We start from the raw sequence: 15,559 nt of genomic DNA, 5'->3' as shown, positions 1-15,559 counted from the left end.
TTCGCCAATCGCCTTAGGCGGCGTCACACCCAAGTGGCGATACGCTGCCAAGGTAGCGATGCGGCCACGCGGGGTGCGTTGCAAGAAACCTTGCTGAATCAAATACGGCTCAATCACGTCTTCAATCGTGTCGCGCTCTTCGCCGATGCTGGCGGCAATGTTGTCTAGGCCCACGGGGCCGCCGTCAAAGCGGTGAATGACCGCTTCCAACAATTTGCGGTCCATCAAGTCAAAGCCTTGCGGGTCCACGTCAAGCATAGCCAGCGCCTTATTGGCCATGTCTAAAGTAATGCGGCCATTGCCCTTCACATCCGCATAGTCGCGCACGCGGCGTAGCAAGCGGTTGGCAATGCGCGGCGTGCCGCGTGAGCGGCGGGCAATCTCAAAACCGCCCTCCACATCCATGGGCGTGTTCAACAGGCCAGCACTGCGCACCACGATGCGCTGCAGTTCTTCAGCGGTATAAAACTCTAGGCGCGACACAATGCCAAAGCGGTCACGCAGCGGGTTGGTCAACATGCCTGCGCGGGTGGTGGCGCCCACCAGGGTGAAGGGCTGCAAGTCGAGCTTAATGCTTCGGGCCGCTGGGCCTTCGCCAATCATGATGTCGATTTGGTAGTCCTCTAGCGCGGGGTACAAAATTTCTTCCACCACGGGTGACAAGCGGTGAATCTCGTCGATGAACAACACGTCGTTTTTTTCAAGGCCCGTTAGAAGCGCAGCCAAGTCTTTAGGCTTTTCCAACACGGGGCCGCTGGTGGAACGTAGGTTGACTCCCAGCTCTTGCGCAATGATGTGGCTGAGTGTGGTTTTGCCCAAACCGGGCGGGCCAAACAGCAGCACATGGTCGAGGGCTTCGTTGCGCATCTTGGCGGCGCCAATGAAGATTTCTAACTGCTCGCGCACCTTCAACTGGCCCACGTACTCTTGCAACAGTTTGGGGCGCAAGGCGCGTTCAATGGCTTCTTCGTTGGGCGACACGGGGGCGGAAGACACCACGCGCGATGGCACGGGTGAAGGCGCGAAATCGTCAGTCTGGATGCTCATGTTTTATTTGGCCAAAGATTTCAGCGCCAGCTTGATGCCGTCGCTCACGCCCACATCAGCAGGCAGCGCTTTCAGTGCGGCAGCGGCTTCTTTGTCGTTGTAGCCCAGCGCCAGCAGCGCTTGCAAGATGTCGGTTTGGTGGTCGGGGGTGGCAAACAGGTTGGGGCCAAGGTCTGCGCCCAGCTTGCCTTTGAGTTCTAACAACAAGCGCTCAGCTGTTTTCTTGCCAATGCCCGGCACTTTGGTGAGACGGCCAGCATCTTGGTCCGACACGGCACGCGCTAGCTCGTCGGCACTTAAGCCACTCAAAATACCCAGCGCCATGCGCGGGCCAACGCCAGAAATTTTGATGAGCAAACGAAAGGTGGTTCGCTCTGAAGCAGTGCCAAAACCAAACAAAATTTGCGCGTCTTCGCGTACCACAAAGTGTGTGAGCAAGGACGCTTTTTCGCCAATGGCGGGCAAGTTATAAAACGTGCTCATGGGCACATCGACCTCGTAGCCCACGCCATTGCAGTCCACCAAAACTTGGGGTGGATTTTTCTCGCTCAGAATGCCGCTTAATTTGCCAATCACATCTTGCCTATCATTGGGGGTACTTTTGAGAGATTATCGACTTGATTCTTCGCCACACCTTCACCCCGCATAACAACACCCGTCTGTCGCATTTGTGCGGCCCTATCGACGAACACCTGCGCACCATCGAGCTGGCTTTGGACGTGAAAATTGCCCACCGCCACGAGCAGTTCAAAGTGGAAGGCCACAAGGCCAAGGCCACCCGCGCCATGGAGGTGTTGCAAGCTTTGTATGAACGGGCGGCCAAAGCCATTCCCCCTGAGCAAGTGCAGCTGATGCTGGCGGGCGATAGCGCTGGAGAAGACGGTACCCATTTGCTACAAACCCGCCGCACCGACCTGCGGCCTCGCACCCCTACGCAAGCGGCGTACCTCGACAACATTGCCGCACACGACATCAGCTTTGGCATTGGCCCCGCGGGCACGGGCAAAACTTATTTGGCCGTGGCCTGTGCGGTGGATGCGCTGGAGCGCAGCGCTGTGCAACGCATTGTGCTGACGCGCCCAGCGGTAGAGGCGGGTGAAAAGCTGGGCTTTTTGCCCGGCGATTTGAGCCAAAAAGTAGACCCGTATTTGCGCCCGTTGTACGACGCGTTGTATGACCTGATGGGCTACGACCGCGTGCAAAAAGCGTTTGAACGCAACGCGATTGAAATTGCGCCGCTGGCCTTCATGCGCGGCCGCACACTGAACAACGCCTTTGTCATCTTGGATGAAGCGCAAAACACCACGCCCGAACAAATGAAGATGTTTCTCACCCGCATTGGCTTTGGTGCCAAAGCCGTGGTGACGGGTGATGTGAGCCAAATTGATTTGCCCAAGGACCAGCTGAGCGGATTGATTGATGCTGAGCGCGTGTTGAAACGCGTCAAAGGCATTTCAGTCACGCGCTTCACCAGTGCCGACGTGGTGCGCCACCCGCTGGTGGCGCGTATCGTGGATGCCTATGACGCCCAACGCACCACCACGACGGGCGCATCTTCACGCAAACAATCATAAAAATATGGCACTGCCCACCTTAGACCTCACCCTGCAATTTGGCGACGTGCCTGACAAGGCGCGTCACCGCGCTGCGCTGCCACGCGCGTTTGTGAACCGCTGCATGCGCAGTGCATTAGCCCACGACGCCGAAATGACGGTGCGCATCGTCGATGCCGCAGAAGGCCAAGCACTCAACAGCAGCTACCGCAAAAAAAACTACGCCACCAATGTGCTGACGTTTGACTACGCGCAAGCCCCAATGGTGATGGCCGACCTCGTGCTGTGTGCGCCAGTGGTGGTGGCAGAGGCCAAAGAGCAAGGCAAGTCGCTGCAAGCGCACTACGCGCATTTGCTGATTCACGGTGCTCTGCACGCTCAAGGCTACGACCACGAAACTTCAGAAGCGGATGCCATCGAGATGGAAACGCTAGAGATGTTCATCATGGCCAGCCTTGGCTTGCCTTGCCCTTATTGAGGCAGAGCAAGGCCACTTTTTGATCTAAGAAAAACGCAGCATTTTTGGGCTGCTTCAGCATCTGGCGGTCAACGCCCTAGCGCGTCTTCCAGCAACCGCACTTTGACCGTCTTGCCTTTGACGCGCCCCGCGCTCAAACGCTGCACGGCTTCACGTGCAATGCTGCGCTCCACCGCCACGTAAGTGGAAAACTCGTTCACGTTGATCTTGCCCACTTGCTCTTTGGTAAAGCCCGCGTCACCGGTCAATGCGCCCAACACATCGCCCGCACGAATCTTTTCTTTGCGACCGCCCACAATTTGCAGCGTCGCCATCGGTGGCTGCAAGATACCGCCTGCGGCTGGTGTGAGGCTGCTGAGCGGGGCCCAGGTGGACTCACGGTTTTGCAAGAGCTCAATCTTGCCGACGTTGCCCATCTCGTCCATGCTGGCGAGTGACAAGGCCAAGCCTTCCGCATCACCGCGGCCTGTGCGGCCAATGCGGTGAATGTGAATTTCGGAATCGGGCGTCACGTCCACGTTGATCACAGCTTCTAAGTTAGCCACATCCAAACCACGCGCCGCCACATCGGTGGCCACCAATACCGAGCAACTGCGGTTAGAAAATTGCACCAGCACTTGGTCGCGCTCGCGTTGCTCCAACTCGCCAAACAAAGCCAAAGCACTGAAGCCTTGGGCTTGTAGCACGGTCACCAAATCGCGGCATTGTTGTTTGGTGTTGCAAAACGCCAAAGTGGATTCAGGGCGAAAGTGGTTGAGCAGTTGCGACACGGCGTGCAAACGTTCGTTGTTGCTCACCTCGTAAAAAATCTGTTTAATTTTTTGCGCGTCGTGCTGCGCTTGCACCTTCACCGTTTGAGGCTCGCGCATAAACTGCGACGCCAGCTTGGCAATGCCTTCGGGATACGTGGCCGAGAACAACAAGGTTTGACGGTCTTTGGGGCACTGACGCGCCACCTTGGCGATGTCGTCAAAAAAGCCCATGTCCAACATGCGGTCGGCTTCGTCAAGCACCAACATTTTCAAGCCTTGCAAGCTGAGAGAGCCGCGCTCTAAGTGGTCCATGATGCGGCCGGGCGTGCCCACCACCACATGTGCGCCGTGCTCTAGGCTGACGGTTTGACCGCGCAAGGCCACACCGCCACACAAGGTGACCACTTTGATGTTGCCCACCGCGCGGGCCAAGCGGCGTATTTCTTGCGTCACTTGGTCTGCCAATTCGCGGGTGGGGCAAAGAATCATGGCTTGCGCATCAAACAGCGCGGCGTCCAGTTTTTCAACCAAGGGAATGCCAAAGGCGGCTGTTTTGCCGCTACCGGTACTGGCTTGGGCGATCAGATCGCGCCCTGCCAAAGTCAGGGGCAAGCTGGCGGCTTGAATGGGGGTCATCTGGGTGTAGCCCAGCTGCGTCAAGTTATCCAGAGAAGAGGCCGCGAGGCTCAGGGAAGCAAAGGTCGTAGCGGTATTTTTTGTTTCGGTCATGCACCGATTATCGTGATTGAGATGGCCACGTATCCGTCGTTGACCCAATGCAGCAATTTGGCCTGCACCATCACGCGGTCAACGTCACACGCGCAAATTTACGCTTGCCCACTTGCACCACAAACGTTCCCGCGTCGAGCTTCAAGCCTTTGTCGCTCACCACACTCGAATCCACACGCACGCCGCCGCCATCGATCAAACGGTTGGCCTCACTGCTGGACGGCGCCAGGCCTGCGGCTTTGAGCAATGCGCCAATGCCCATGGGTGCGCCACTGAGCGACACCTCTGTAATTTCATCAGGCACACCGCCTTTGCTGCGATTGATAAAGTCTTGCTCCGCGGCTTCAGCTGCCGCAGCGCCGTGAAAGCGTGCGGTAATTTCTTTGGCCAACGCCACCTTGGCGTCTTTGGGATTGCGTCCGCCTTCGATTTCTTTTTTCAACGCGTCGATGTCTGCCATCGACTGGAACGACAACAAGGTGTACCAGCGCCACATGAGCACATCCGAGATCGACAACACCTTGGCAAACATGGTGTTGGGCTCTTCGCTGATGCCGATGTAGTTGTTTTTGGACTTGGACATTTTTTCAACGCCATCCAAACCTTCGAGCAGTGGCATCGTCAAAATGCACTGCGCATCTTGGCCATATTCGGCTTGCAAGTGGCGGCCCATAAGCAAGTTGAATTTTTGGTCGGTTCCGCCCAATTCCAAATCCGACTTCAACGCCACCGAGTCGTAGCCCTGCATCAGCGGGTACAAAAACTCGTGCACGCTGATGGGCGTGTTGGCGTGAAAGCGGTCATGAAAGTCATTGCGCTCCATCATGCGGGCCACGGTGTACTTGGACGCGAGCTGAATCATGCCCATCGCACCCAGCGGATTGCACCACTCGCTGTTGTAGCGAATTTCGGTTTTGGCAGGATCGAGCACCAACGAGGCTTGCTTGTAATACGTCTCGGCGTTTACCTTGATTTGCTCAGGTGTGAGCGGTGGACGTGTGCTGTTGCGGCCCGATGGGTCGCCAATCAAGCTGGTGAAATCGCCAATTAAGAAGATCACTTGGTGGCCCAAGTCCTGCAACTGGCGCATCTTGTTCAGCACCACGGTGTGGCCGATGTGAATGTCGGGCGCTGTGGGATCGAGGCCGAGCTTGATGCGCAACGGCTGACCGGTGGCTTCTGAGCGGGCGAGCTTTTTTACCCATGCGTCCGCTGGAATGAGTTCTTCGCAGCCCCGCTGGGTCACAGCCAAGGATTCGAGGACACGGTCGGTCACTGGATGAGCAACAGGGAGGTTTTGTAAAGATGCTTGATTCATAAGGAGTTTTTACCGTCAAAGGTATAATCACCGTTTTGGTGTTTGAGTCTGATTTTAGAGGCCTCAAACCTTGAGGCCTTGGGCACGTCCCTGGCCATCTACCAACTGCCGGAGATCAACCCTTGCAGACATCTTTTTCTTTGTGGGCCTCGCGCCTGCAAAACAGCCTTCATACACACCACCGCCGGGTCTTGGCGGGTGTGGCTGTGGCGCTCACGGTTCTCGGAGGTGGTGCGTTTGCGGTGGCCAACTTAGACGACGGCGCATCCAAACTTCCTTTGCGCCAAGTGGTGGAAAGTGTCACCACCCTATCGCTGCCTAGCTTGTGGACCCAGAAATCTCTGCAACTGTTTCGCTCGGACGTCACCCGTTCTAGCGACTCGGCTGACAGTTTGCTGTCTCGCCTTGGCTTGAGCGACCCCGAGGCCGCCGCCTATTTACGCAGTGCCCGCACGGCACGCCAGTTCGTTGGCCGCGCTGGCCGCTTGGTGAGCGTGGAAGGCGACGCTGAGCACCGCCTCACACGCCTAACCGCCCGTTGGGCCAACGATGATGGTGAGACCTTCACCCGCTGGGTGATGGAGCGCAAAGCTGAAGGCTTTGTGGAACGCCAAGACATTGCAGCCCTCGCCATCAGCGCTCGCATGGGCAACGGCACAATTCAAAGCTCGCTGTTTGCGGCCACAGACGAGGCCAACATTCCCGACAGCGTGGCTAGTCAGTTGGCCGACATTTTTGCGGGCGACATCGACTTTCACCGCGCCCTGCGCAAAGGTGACCGCTTTGCGGTGGTGTATGAATCGCTCGAAGCTGACGGTGAAGTGCTTCGCACAGGCCGCGTGATCTCGGCTGAATTTGTGAACAACGGTAAAACACACCAAGCGTTTTGGTTCAAAGAGGCCAACGCAAAAGAAGGTGGCTATTTCAATGCAGAAGGCGTCAACCTGCGCCGCGCTTATCTTGCATCGCCCCTCGCTTTCTCGCGCATGACCAGCGGTTTCAAAATACGCTTTCACCCCATCTTGCAAACTTGGCGCGCCCACTTGGGCGTGGACTACGCAGCACCCACCGGCACCCCCGTGCGCAGCGTGGGGCAAGGCATTGTCGATGTGGCTGGCTCGCAAGGCGGCTTTGGCAATGTGGTGATGGTGAAGCACGCCAGCGGGCAAACCACGGTTTACGCCCACTTGAGCCGCATCAACGTCAAACGCGGTCAATCGGTCTCACAAGGCCAAACACTGGGCTTGGTCGGGGCCACCGGCTGGGCCACCGGCCCGCACTTGCACTTTGAATTCCGCGTCAACGGCCAACACAAAGACCCCCTCACCATGGCACGCCAAAGCGTCGCGGTAGAGGTGTCTGCTGCTGCGCGTGACCAGTTCAAACGTCATGCAGCCAGCGCCAAAGTTGACCTAGCCGCAGCGGCCAGCGCACAAGTAAGCCGCGCTGAATAAATGCCTGCATCAGCAGTCAAGTCTCAGCTTTTCATAGGTTTGATGTCGGGCACCTCGCTCGACGGTGTAGACGGTGTATTGGTAGATTTCAGTAGCCCTCAGCCACGCGTGTTGGCGCACCGCACCCTGCCTTTTACGCCAGCGCTTAAACAAGAGTTGCTCGCGCTCAACACACCGTCTGACAACGAACTGCACCGCGCTGCCTTGTCGGCCAACGGCCTTGTGCGCGTTTATAACCAAACCGTGCATACCTTGCTGGCAGACACACAGACTGCTGCAAGTGATGTCTGCGCCATCGGTGCCCACGGCCAAACGGTGCGCCACCAACCCGGCGCGTTTGATGGCACAGGCTACACACTGCAACTCAACAACCCCGCCTTGTTGGCCGAACTCACCGGCATTGATGTGGTGGCTGATTTCCGCAGCCGCGATGTGGCCGCTGGTGGCCAAGGCGCGCCGCTCGTACCCGTGTTTCACCAAGGCATTTTTGGCCAAGCCAGCTGCACCGTGGGCGTGCTAAATATTGGCGGCATTGCCAACCTCAGCGTGTTGCATGCCAATGGCGATGTGTTGGGATTTGATTGTGGCCCAGGCAATGCGCTGCTCGACCACTGGTGCCAAGCCCACACCGGCTACGAATTTGACAACAACGGTGCTTGGGGCGCCAGCGGCACGGTGCTTGAGCCCTTGCTGCAAGCCATGTTGGCTGAGCCATATCTGCACCAAGCCCCACCCAAAAGCACTGGGCGAGATTTGTTTCACCCCACTTGGTTGGCGCAACAGCTCAGCGGCTACGCCGACGCCCATGCTGCGGACGTTCAAGCCACCCTGACCGAGTTCACCGCCTTCGCATGCGTGAATGACGTGCTGCGCTATGCGGCAGATGCATCTGAACTCATCGTATGTGGTGGTGGCGCGTTGAATGGGTTGCTGATGCAGCGTTTGCAGGCTGGCTTGCGCAAAGTGCGCGTGTTGACTTCTGCTGAGCGCGGCATGCCTCCACTTCAAGTGGAAGCCGCCGCCTTTGCTTGGCTCGCCCGCCAAACCGTGCTGGGCCTGCCGGGCAACCTACCAAAAGTAACGGGCGCTCAAGGCGCCCGCATACTGGGTGGAATTTTTAAAGCTTGATTAGGCTGAGAACGAAGAGCCGCAGCCGCAGGTAGATGTCGCGTTCGGGTTCTTGATGACGAACTGAGCGCCCTGCAAGTCTTCTTTGTAGTCAATCTCAGCGCCTACCAAATATTGGTAGCTCATGGAGTCGACCAACAAAGACACACCGTTTTTGTTGATGGTGGTGTCGTCTTCGTTCACGATTTCGTCAAACGTGAAACCGTATTGAAAACCTGAACAACCGCCGCCTTGCACAAACACGCGCAGCTTCAATTCAGGGTTGCCCTCTTCCGCGATCAGATCGGCCACTTTGGCAGCGGCGCTGTCAGTGAAGACGAAAGGCGATGGCATTTCTGTTTGGATATTTTCTGCAACGGCGCTCATTTGAGTACTCCTGTATCTAGGCATAAAAGTATATCGCTTTACTCGGGTATTGCGCTAAGTATGGGCTAGAGACGCTGTTTGTAGCATGGACATTGCCACAGCTAAACGCAGCCAGAGCGCCAAAAATACCAATAAAAAAGCCGCAAGGGTGAACCCATGCGGCTTTTGGCATTGCAGAAAGCGGATTAACGCTTGCTGAACTGCTTACGACGACGCGCGCCGTGCAAGCCAACCTTTTTACGTTCGACTTCGCGAGCATCGCGAGTCACGTAACCAGCATGTGACAGGACGGGCTTCAAAGCCGCGTCGTAGTCGATCAAAGCGCGGGTAATGCCATGACGCACTGCACCTGCTTGGCCAGACTCACCACCGCCGTGCACGTTGACTTGAATGTCAAACGCTTCGCCGTTGTTGGTCAGCATCAAGGGTTGCTTTGAAATCATGATCGAGGTTTGACGGCCGAAATATGCGGCGATGTCTTTACCGTTGATCGTGATCTTGCCTGAACCTTTTTTTAGAAACACGCGAGCGACGCTTGATTTGCGACGGCCGGTGCCGTTGTTCCATTCACCAATCATTTCAGCTCCTTAGATGTCCAGCACTTTAGGCTGTTGTGCGGTGTGTGGGTGCTCAGCACCGCCATACACCTTGAGCTTTTTGATCATGGCGTAGCCGAGTGGGCCTTTAGGCAACATGCCTTTGACGGCCTTCTCGAATGCGCGGCCAGGGTGCTTGGCTTGCATGTCACGGAAGTTGGTCGCTGTGATACCGCCGGGATAGCCCGAATGACGGTAGTACACCTTGTCCAAAGACTTGGTACCCGTGACCTTGAGTTTGGAGGCGTTGATGATGACGATGAAGTCACCTGTATCGACGTGGGGTGTGTAAATGGCTTTGTGTTTGCCGCGTAAACGGAGAGCAACTTCGCTGGCTACTCGTCCGAGCACCTTATCGGTGGCGTCAATCACAAACCACTCATGCACCACGTCAGCGGGTTTTGCGCTGAAAGTAGACATAGTTAAATCCTAAAAGGAGAGTTGGTTTGCAGGGTCCTTTTCCACGGTCGGCGTTCTTCTGTTGAGAACCTCTTAGGTGGGAAGTGCTTTTTGCAAAGCCTCTGCCGCGGGACCACTCAAACGCTGCAGAGCCAAACATTATAAGCAAAATCAAGCGCTTTGCGGGTTACCATCCCCCACATGTTTAGTTATCGCCACGCTTTTCACGCCGGAAACCACGCCGACGTCCTCAAACACCTCGCTTTGATCGCCACTTTGAAGCATTTGATGCAAAAAGATGCAGGCATTCAGTTTGTAGACACCCACGCAGGCGCTGGCCTGTACCGCTTGGACGGCGACTACGCCGAAAAAAGTGGAGAAGCTGCCGAAGGCGTACTCAAGTTGCTCAACCTCAAAGGCCCCGCCGCCTTGACCGACTACCTAGAGATGGTGTCCGGATTCAACGCCAAAGGCAGCAGCAAGATTTACCCGGGCTCGCCCTTCATCATCCACAAGCTGTTGCGCCACGAAGCACGCGACCGTCTGAAATTGTTTGAATTGCACCCGACCGACCACAAGTCACTGGTGGGCAACGTGCAGCAGCTGGAAGCAGGCCGCACCGTCAGCGTGACACGCGCAGATGGTTTTGAGTCGCTCAAAGCCTTGTTGCCCCCGCCTGTGTCTAGCGCTGGCTCGCGCCGCACCTGTGTGCTGATTGACCCAAGCTACGAGATCAAGAACGACTATTACCGCGTGCTCGATAGCATTCAAGACAGCTTGAAGCGTTTTGCCACCGGCACCTACATCGTGTGGTACCCCATCGTGCCGCGCCCAGAAGCCCACGATTTGCCTCGAAAGCTCAAAGGCCTTTGCAGCCAAGTCAAAAAGCCATGGCTGCACGCCACCTTGGCGATTGGCCGCAAAACCGGCGGCAACGACACCGGCCTCAGCGCCAGCGGCATTTTCATCGTCAACCCACCTTTCGCGCTGAAGCCTTTGCTGAACGAAGCATTGCCCGTGGTGGAAGAAGCCTTGGCACGCGGCCCGGGTCGCAGCTGGGCGGTGGAGTCGGGCGGTTAAGCAGATCCTGGCCACAAACTGCTAGCAAGAATCCACTGCCTTTTAAGGTCAGTGGATTTTTTTGGAAAGTTGATAGCTGGTTTTAATCAGAATCGACTGCATTAAAAGCGATGACAGTGTTCCTAAGATCCAGAATCAATCCGCATTCAAGCTGACGGGTGATCTGTCTAATGGATCAGCTGAGTTGAAATTGTGTTTCTTGCTACAGCCAAAAACTGGTTATCAATACGCAAAAAATACGGGAAATACCCCCTAGTACTTTCCCTAAAAAATAGTCCCCGCGAAAATTTTCACCACCGCAATCTTTTGATGGTTTTGTGCTGGACAAGGCCTTTCCACCTATGAGTGCGGCTAAATAAGCGAGCAAAAAAAACAATTTACCTGTAATTAATTAATAAGGGCTTTGACCTAATTTGTAAGCAACTAGTAATTTTGTAAGAATTTATACATTGAATGATTTAGGTCAAAAAAGTTCTATGTTGCTTGCTGTGGTTATTGCTAAGAGTCTGATTGAGCTTTCGCTCATGTTCATTGTTGGGCGATTCTTGCTGGGACTATTGGCCGGCCCCAATCGCGACAGCAATGTTTTCTGGCAATTGCTGGATGTGGCGTCCAAACCCGCACTGTGGATCACTCGCAGATTAAGCCCCAGGCTGATCCTGGACCAACACATCCCCTTGGCCACCAGCAGCTGGCTCATCATTGCTTGGGTTGTGGTGGTGCAAATGAAAATTGAAATGTGCCTCGAATTGGGAATCGCAACATGTCAGTGAACACCCACATTTCACCGGCCAGTCCAAACCCGGCTATTCGCAACAGATGCCTGTGGTTGAAATTCAAGGCCAAGACATTGTTGGTGGTGGGTTTGCGAGCTCAAGCCCATGATGTTTTTCAAGAAATTCTCGCCATCAATCCAGCAGATCCTTTAGCGCTCAACAGCCTTGGGTATCAAGAGTTGAGCGACCAACGTTTCATTCAGGCCTTGGGCTACTTTGAACGCGCACTGGTTCAAACACCTCACAACGCCAATGCCCATTTCAATGTGGGATTTGTGTGCGAAGAGCTTGGGCGAAGCCAGCAGGCTGAACTGACATTCAAAGCCGCCCTTCAGATCGATGAAAAATTGGACCGCGCCTGGTATGGCCTGGGTTTGGCGTTGGTGCGGCAGCAACGATTTGAAGAGGCCTTGGCGGCCTTCAAACGCAACACAGAGCTGCAATCGATGAGCCCCTTCGCCTGGTACCAAATGGCACGCGTTCACATGGAGTTGGGCCAACCTGAAGAGGCTTTAGCAGTAATGCGACATCTGAAGGGTTTCGAGCCCAAAGTGGCCGCCCAACTGGAGAGGGAAACAGGGCTGAAATTAGGCGGCCCTGCATGAGAACAAAGGCCACAAAGAGTGGCTAAAAAATTCAAGTTTGTCAGTCGGTATTTTTTAACTAAAAGGAGATCAAGATGCAGCTCACTGCAAGGCACCAGGAATACTGGAGCAAAAACTTAAGAATTACGGGGCTATTGCTGGCCTTGTGGTTTTTTGTAACCTTTGTACTTTTGTATTTTGCGCGTGATTTGACGTTCACCTTTTTTGGGTGGCCTTTTTCATTTTGGGTGGCTGGACAAGGCGCCCTGATCATTTACTGCCTGATTATTTGGTACTACGCACGCTATATGAACAACCTTGACAAGGAATATGGTGTTGCAGAAGGAGAAGAAGCATGAGTGTATTTGGAGGGGAAGGCCAAACCCAAGGCCAGTTTCAGCAATCGCTGAACAAAGTTTTTATCTTGTACGGTGGAGGCTTTGCTGCCTTCGTCATTGCGCTTGCCATCCTTGAGCAAATTGGCATGCCTAAAGACTACATTGGCTACGCCTTCTTGGCGGCCACTGTGCTTTTATATGCGGGCATTGGGGTGATGAGTCGCACCAACGACGCAGCCGAATACTATGTGGCGGGCCGCCGTGTGCCAGCCATGTACAACGGCATGGCCACAGGCTCCGACTGGATGTCGGCCGCATCGTTCATCGGTATGGCCGGTACCCTGTACCTGACAGGTTACGGCGGTTTGGCCTTCATTTTGGGCTGGACTGGCGGTTATTGTTTGGTAGCCTTGTTCTTAGCCCCTTATCTGCGCAAGTTTGGTCAGTTCACCATTCCCGACTTTTTGGGCGCACGCTACGGCGGCAACATGGCACGCATGATTGGTGTGTTTGCAGCCATCTTGGTGTCCTTTGTGTATGTGGTGGCGCAGATCTTTGGCGTGGGCTTGATCACCGCACGAATGACGGGTTTGTCCTTCGACGTGGGTGTGTATGTGGGCTTGGCCGGTATCTTGGTTTGCTCGTTCTTGGGCGGTATGCGCGCAGTGACCTGGACACAGGTGGCTCAATACCTGATCTTGATCGTCGCTTACATGATCCCCGTGGTCTGGTTGTCGGTGAAACACACCAGCAATCCAGTGCCCCAGATCTCTTATGGCTACCTGCTTGAAAAAGTCACGGCCAAAGAAGAGCAACTGCTGAAAGACCCCAAAGAACTCGAAGTTCGCGGCATCTTTAAAGCACGTGCTGATGCAGCTGTTGAAAAGTTGAAAGATGTGCCTGCATCCATGGCCGCTGACAAAGAAGCAGCCACTAAAAAGCTGGATGATCTGAAGGCCGCCAACGCGCCAGCAGCTGAAATCAAGGCCGCTGAAACTGCCTTGACTGCACTACCCAAAGATGAAGCGGCTGCCAAAGCGGCTTACACCGCTGCACGCACCACCAACACGGCACGTGCAGCCCCACCTCTGCGCCATGCTGAGCCATTCCCTGGCAAAGATGAACCCGCCCGAGATATTGCACGCAAGAATTTCTTGGCCTTGGTGTTCTGTTTGATGATTGGTACAGCCGCATTGCCGCACATTCTGATGCGCTTCTACACCGTGCCTTCGGTGCGTGAAGCGCGTGAGTCGGTGGCATGGTCGCTGTTCTTCATCTCTTTGTTGTACTTCACAGCGCCCGCCTTGGCGGTGTTGGTCAAGTTTGACATCTACACCCTGTTGGTCGGCACGCCGATGGACCAGTTGCCGGGATGGATTGCACGCTGGAACGTGGTTGACCCCACGCTGATGGCGGTGGCTGACATCAATAAAGATGGCATCTTGCAATTGGCTGAAATCCGCTTGGGCGGTGACATTGTGGTGTTGGCCACTCCTGAAATCGGCGGCTTGCCGTTCGTGATTTCTGGTTTGGTGGCGGCGGGTGGTTTGGCTGCGGCCTTGTCCACGGCCGATGGCTTGTTGTTGACCATTGCCAACGCCATGTCGCACGACCTGTACTACAAAGTGATTGACCCCAACGCCTCGGCCAGCCGTCGCGTGGCGATCTCCAAAGTTATTTTGGTGTTCGTAGCCTTGGCCGCTGCTTATGTCGCATCTTTGCGGATGGCGGACATCCTGTTCTTGGTGTCTGCGGCTTTCTCGTTTGCTGCAGCAGCCTTCTTCCCTGCGTTGACCCTGGGCATCTTCTGGAAGCGTGCCAACAAATGGGGTGCTTCGTTGGGCATGGTGGCTGGTTTGGGCGTTTCGTTCTACTACATGGCCAAGACACATCCTTGGATGTACGGCTTGTTCCATGAGGGTTCACTGACACCTGAAATCTTGAAGGCCAACACTTGGTGGGACATTGCCCCCATCTCGGCTGGCATCTTTGGTGTACCACTGGGTTTTGCAGTGATCATCATTGTGTCTCTGCTGACCAAGGCGCCTGACCAAGAAGTTCAGGATCTGGTGGAGAACGTTCGCTTCCCAAGCTTTGACGGCTCAACCTCACAAGGTGTTGCGATGCACTAAGTGAACAAGGTTTGCAAAGTCAGCTTTGCAAACTTGAGTCCACACAGCAAAAACCCCGATCGCACTGTGCGATCGGGGTTTTTTTAGTTCTAGCTGTCGCTTAGAAGCGGTAGCCGACGCCCACGCCGAACACGATTGGGTCGAGTTTCAGAGTGCCTACATCTGTTACGCCCACATACACATGCGACTTGATGTACACCTTCTTCACATCAATGTTCAATGACACTTGCTTGGTCAAAGGAATGTCAACGCCCGCTTGAAGTGCGCCACCGATACTTTTATCGCTCAGCGTGACGTTGTTTGAACCAGCGCTGATTTTCTCAGCCGTAATTTGCGTGTAGTTCAAGCCTGCGCCCACGTAGGGCTTGTAACCCGTGAAATCAGTGAAGTGATACTGCACCGTCAAAGTGGGAGGCAGATGTTTGAACGTGCCCAAATCTGCACCATTGGAATACACATGCTGCTTTTGAGGAACCGTCAAGATCAACTCTGCAGCGATATTTTTGGTAAAGAAGTAGCTGATGTCCAATTCGGGAATTGTTTTGTCGTTCACGGTCAAGCCGGCAACAGTAGTGTTGTTCGTGTTAGCCATATTCAAATGCACAGCACGCACACGAACCAACCATGGGCTTTCCTGAGCAGCGACAGAACCAGCGACCAACATGCCAACAGCGGCGGCGATAAGAATTTTTTTCATTGTTTGCTTCCTTGTTCTCGGGTTTATTCCCGTGCTGTTGATTTCACAGCGAACAAGGAAGCAAGGCCTTGACTTCGATCAACCCCTTAGGCAGAGGTGTTTGATGAAGATCAAGCGATCGGCGCTTAGGCG

The 15,559-nt window shown here is 55.0% G+C and carries 16 protein-coding genes; 8 read left to right on the top strand and 8 right to left on the bottom strand.

All coding sequences use genetic code 11. The annotated features are described in order from the left end of the window. Both ruvB and ruvA read right to left on the bottom strand, forming a co-directional pair. On the bottom strand, window positions 1-1,047 hold a 1,047-nt coding region (gene ruvB, locus ABWP81_RS04060), incomplete at its 3' end, for a Holliday junction branch migration DNA helicase RuvB (protein WP_353139724.1). A 3-nt stretch (window positions 1,048-1,050) separates the two neighbouring features. Further along, window positions 1,051-1,623 carry a Holliday junction branch migration protein RuvA gene (ruvA, locus tag ABWP81_RS04055; RefSeq protein ID WP_353136945.1) on the bottom strand — a complete coding sequence of 191 codons (573 nt, stop codon included), beginning with the start codon at window positions 1,621-1,623 and terminating at the stop codon, window positions 1,051-1,053. Between the two features lie 41 nt (window positions 1,624-1,664). On the opposite strand from ruvA, the gene ABWP81_RS04050 reads away from it, so the two are divergent. Continuing rightward, entirely contained in the window at window positions 1,665-2,621 is a 957-nt protein-coding gene (locus tag ABWP81_RS04050; protein ID WP_353139721.1) for a PhoH family protein, read from the top strand. A 4-nt stretch (window positions 2,622-2,625) separates the two neighbouring features. Beyond that, window positions 2,626-3,078, top strand: coding sequence for an rRNA maturation RNase YbeY (gene ybeY / locus ABWP81_RS04045; RefSeq protein WP_353139718.1), 453 nt, complete (start codon window positions 2,626-2,628; stop codon window positions 3,076-3,078). Between the two features lie 68 nt (window positions 3,079-3,146). Here ybeY and dbpA read toward each other — a convergent pair whose 3' ends face one another. Further along, window positions 3,147-4,559 carry an ATP-dependent RNA helicase DbpA gene (gene dbpA / locus ABWP81_RS04040; RefSeq protein WP_353139715.1) on the bottom strand — a complete coding sequence of 471 codons (1,413 nt, stop codon included), beginning with the start codon at window positions 4,557-4,559 and terminating at the stop codon, window positions 3,147-3,149. 70 nt (window positions 4,560-4,629) lie between these two features. After that, the gene (gene tyrS, locus ABWP81_RS04035; protein WP_353139712.1) at window positions 4,630-5,877 is read right to left on the bottom strand and encodes a tyrosine--tRNA ligase; all 1,248 of its coding nucleotides are present in this window, start codon (window positions 5,875-5,877) and stop codon (window positions 4,630-4,632) included. A gap of 122 nt (window positions 5,878-5,999) precedes the next feature. Here tyrS and ABWP81_RS04030 point away from each other — a divergent pair, with 122 nt between their 5' ends. Then, a complete protein-coding gene (locus ABWP81_RS04030) occupies window positions 6,000-7,331 on the top strand; it encodes a peptidoglycan DD-metalloendopeptidase family protein (protein WP_353139710.1) in 1,332 nt (443 codons plus the stop codon). Further along, entirely contained in the window at window positions 7,332-8,459 is a 1,128-nt protein-coding gene (locus ABWP81_RS04025) for an anhydro-N-acetylmuramic acid kinase (RefSeq protein ID WP_353139708.1), read from the top strand. On the opposite strand, the gene erpA is transcribed toward ABWP81_RS04025, so the two are convergent. The 3 genes from erpA to rplM form a co-directional block, all read right to left on the bottom strand. Next, on the bottom strand, window positions 8,460-8,825 hold the full coding sequence (erpA, locus tag ABWP81_RS04020; protein WP_353136631.1) for an iron-sulfur cluster insertion protein ErpA: 366 nt from the start codon (window positions 8,823-8,825) through the stop codon (window positions 8,460-8,462). It lies immediately after the preceding gene. 185 nt (window positions 8,826-9,010) lie between these two features. Beyond that, complete coding sequence (gene rpsI, locus ABWP81_RS04015; RefSeq protein WP_353136634.1) at window positions 9,011-9,403, bottom strand: 30S ribosomal protein S9; 393 nt, start codon at window positions 9,401-9,403, stop codon at window positions 9,011-9,013. A 9-nt stretch (window positions 9,404-9,412) separates the two neighbouring features. After that, window positions 9,413-9,841: a 50S ribosomal protein L13 gene (gene rplM / locus ABWP81_RS04010; RefSeq protein ID WP_100131731.1), complete on the bottom strand. Its 429-nt coding sequence runs from the start codon at window positions 9,839-9,841 to the stop codon at window positions 9,413-9,415. A gap of 180 nt (window positions 9,842-10,021) precedes the next feature. Between rplM and ABWP81_RS04005 the strand changes: the two genes are divergently transcribed. From ABWP81_RS04005 to ABWP81_RS03990, 4 genes are all read left to right on the top strand, one after another. Next, on the top strand, window positions 10,022-10,900 hold the full coding sequence (locus ABWP81_RS04005; protein ID WP_353139705.1) for a 23S rRNA (adenine(2030)-N(6))-methyltransferase RlmJ: 879 nt from the start codon (window positions 10,022-10,024) through the stop codon (window positions 10,898-10,900). Between the two features lie 763 nt (window positions 10,901-11,663). After that, complete coding sequence (locus ABWP81_RS04000; RefSeq protein WP_353139702.1) at window positions 11,664-12,281, top strand: tetratricopeptide repeat protein; 618 nt, start codon at window positions 11,664-11,666, stop codon at window positions 12,279-12,281. Between the two features lie 74 nt (window positions 12,282-12,355). Then, window positions 12,356-12,619 (top strand): DUF4212 domain-containing protein, encoded by a 264-nt coding sequence (locus ABWP81_RS03995; protein WP_353136647.1) that lies wholly within the window; start codon window positions 12,356-12,358, stop codon window positions 12,617-12,619. Then, window positions 12,616-14,730: a sodium:solute symporter family protein gene (locus ABWP81_RS03990; protein WP_353139699.1), complete on the top strand. Its 2,115-nt coding sequence runs from the start codon at window positions 12,616-12,618 to the stop codon at window positions 14,728-14,730. The genes ABWP81_RS03995 and ABWP81_RS03990 overlap by 4 nt, the downstream gene beginning before the upstream one ends. Window positions 14,731-14,830: 100 nt before the next feature. Here the strand turns inward: ABWP81_RS03990 and ABWP81_RS03985 are convergent, their stop codons facing one another. Further along, window positions 14,831-15,427, bottom strand: a complete 597-nt coding sequence (locus tag ABWP81_RS03985) for an OmpW/AlkL family protein (protein WP_353139696.1) — start codon at window positions 15,425-15,427, stop codon at window positions 14,831-14,833. Between the last annotated feature and the right edge of the window lie 132 nt (window positions 15,428-15,559).

This window comes from Limnohabitans sp. (genome assembly GCF_040401135.1).
Taxonomy (GTDB): Bacteria; Pseudomonadota; Gammaproteobacteria; order Burkholderiales; family Burkholderiaceae_C; genus Limnohabitans.
This window is presented reverse-complemented; position numbering and strand designations above follow the sequence as displayed.

Excerpts from the sequence above, each read along its gene's own strand:
- dbpA (WP_353139715.1), bottom strand. The coding sequence starts at position 4,559 with ATGACCGAAACAAAAAATACCGCTACGACCTTTGCTTCCCTGAGCCTC.
- ABWP81_RS03985 (WP_353139696.1), bottom strand. The coding sequence starts at position 15,427 with ATGAAAAAAATTCTTATCGCCGCCGCTGTTGGCATGTTGGTCGCTGGT.
- rpsI (WP_353136634.1), bottom strand. The coding sequence starts at position 9,403 with ATGATTGGTGAATGGAACAACGGCACCGGCCGTCGCAAATCAAGCGTC.
- ABWP81_RS04005 (WP_353139705.1), top strand. The coding sequence starts at position 10,022 with ATGTTTAGTTATCGCCACGCTTTTCACGCCGGAAACCACGCCGACGTC.
- ABWP81_RS04000 (WP_353139702.1), top strand. The coding sequence starts at position 11,664 with ATGTCAGTGAACACCCACATTTCACCGGCCAGTCCAAACCCGGCTATT.
- ABWP81_RS04025 (WP_353139708.1), top strand. The coding sequence starts at position 7,332 with ATGCCTGCATCAGCAGTCAAGTCTCAGCTTTTCATAGGTTTGATGTCG.
- rplM (WP_100131731.1), bottom strand. The coding sequence starts at position 9,841 with ATGTCTACTTTCAGCGCAAAACCCGCTGACGTGGTGCATGAGTGGTTT.
- erpA (WP_353136631.1), bottom strand. The coding sequence starts at position 8,825 with ATGAGCGCCGTTGCAGAAAATATCCAAACAGAAATGCCATCGCCTTTC.
- ABWP81_RS03995 (WP_353136647.1), top strand. The coding sequence starts at position 12,356 with ATGCAGCTCACTGCAAGGCACCAGGAATACTGGAGCAAAAACTTAAGA.
- ABWP81_RS03990 (WP_353139699.1), top strand. The coding sequence starts at position 12,616 with ATGAGTGTATTTGGAGGGGAAGGCCAAACCCAAGGCCAGTTTCAGCAA.
- tyrS (WP_353139712.1), bottom strand. The coding sequence starts at position 5,877 with ATGAATCAAGCATCTTTACAAAACCTCCCTGTTGCTCATCCAGTGACC.
- ybeY (WP_353139718.1), top strand. The coding sequence starts at position 2,626 with ATGGCACTGCCCACCTTAGACCTCACCCTGCAATTTGGCGACGTGCCT.